This window comes from [Flexibacter] sp. ATCC 35208 (assembly GCF_001975825.1).
Classification (GTDB): domain Bacteria; phylum Bacteroidota; class Bacteroidia; order Chitinophagales; family Chitinophagaceae; genus Chitinophaga.
Genome location: NZ_MTKN01000172.1, coordinates 1 through 1,786 on the forward strand (window position 1 = coordinate 1; position 1,786 = coordinate 1,786).

At 41.3% G+C, this 1,786-nt stretch carries 1 protein-coding gene; it reads left to right on the forward strand.

Annotated features, from left to right (window positions below):
• The first annotated feature begins 87 nt into the window (after positions 1-87).
• Entirely contained in the window at positions 88-1,659 is a 1,572-nt protein-coding gene (locus BW716_RS34890) for an IS1182 family transposase (RefSeq protein WP_083730655.1), read from the forward strand.
• Positions 1,660-1,786: the final 127 nt, after the last annotated feature.

Consider the following 1,786-nt stretch of genomic DNA (forward strand, 5'->3'; position numbering starts at 1 on the left):
GGAAAAAGGGGCTGACCAAAAAGGTCGGCCCTTCTCTTTGTAGATAAAGGGCCGATTAGTAATTTTAGATACGACTCAAAAATTACCATGGCCAAAGCTAAGACTAAACAAGTATTCAAACAATACGCTCCACAGCAAAATTTGTTATTGCCGCCTAATCTGGATGAACTCATTGACAAACAACATCTTGTACGTATTGTAAATGAAGTTGTTGATCAGATGGATCTTACCGCCATACTTAATGGATATGTAGGAGGGGGCACCAGTGCCTATCATCCCAGGATGATGATAAAGGTATTATTATATGCCTATGCGGTTAAGATCTACACTGGGCGTCGTATCGCCAGGGCCTTACGGCAGGATGTGACCTTCATGTGGCTGGCAGGCTACAACCGTCCTGATTTTCGCACGATCAATAACTTCCGTAGTGGAGTACTCAAAACAACGATTGAGGAACTTTTTAAACAGATGCTGGATTTCCTGCTGGCCCATGACTATATCAGGTTTGAAAACTATTTCTGTGATGGCTCTACATTTGAAGCCGACGCTAATAGATATAAGATGGTTTGGAAGAAGAATGCCAGACGTTATCAGGCAGCCACGGAGCAAAAGTGTAAAGAGCTGTTCAAACAGATTGATCAGCTCAATGAGGCAGAGCAAATCCAATATGGCAAAAACGATCTGGAAGACGCTGGAACAAGCGGCCAGACTGTTACAAAAGAACAAATTGCAGCACAAAGCAGCAGGCTTGACAAAGTTATTGCTACAACAACATCCAAACGGCTAAAACGTAAGGCAGCATCTCTAAAGAAAAAACTGTCTGCTCATCAGGTTAGTATAAATAAATATGAACAGCAGCAGCTGATCAGTGAGAACCGGAGCGGCTATAGTGTAACAGATGAAGATGCTACTGCCATGAAGATGAAAAACGGGGAGGTGCTACCAGGATATAATGTGCTGATTGGAAGTGAAGATCAGTTTATCACCGGATATAGTGTTCATCAAAAGAATAACGATGGTGCTTGTTTTAAAGACCATGTTCAGCAATTTGAACAACACGGAGGACATGAACCAGCTGCTATCATAGCCGATAGCATATTTGGCACTCAGGAGAACTATGAGATCATGGATGATAAGGAGATAGCGGCCTACGTAAAGTTCCCATTCTATCATAGAGAACGAAGTCGTAAATATGTTGAAAACCCATTCCGCAAAGAAAATTTTGCTTATGATCAGGCAAGCGATAGTTACATCTGTCCTAACAATAAAATACTTCGTTTTCGCTACGTCAAAACAGATCGTAGTAAAAATGGGTATATCAGCTTTAGCAGGTTATATGAGTGTGAAAATTGCAAGGATTGTCCTTTAGCAAAAGCCTGTAAAGGGACCTCAACATCAAACCGTACAATCAGTTTCAATCAGTCCCTTGAACATTATAAGCAACAAGCCCGCAACAATCTTAAAAGTGAAGAAGGGGATGTATTGAAACGAAAACGAAGCATCGAGGTGGAGAGTTGCTTTGGAGATATAAAAAAGAATCAAGGGTTCAGGCGGTTCCATTTACGAGGTAAACAGAAGGTGAAAGCCGAGTTTGGCCTAATAGCCCTTGCGCATAACTTGCGCAAAATCCATCTCAAAAGCATCCATATAGCTGCCTAAAAGGCAAAATCGACCACAAAAATGATGTTTACTCCTTTTGAACCGCTCTACAGTTTGTTTGTGCCAAAAAAATATGAAACCAGTCGAAAAAAATTGGGGCTGATCCAAAAAGCCCTTTTTGACTTTT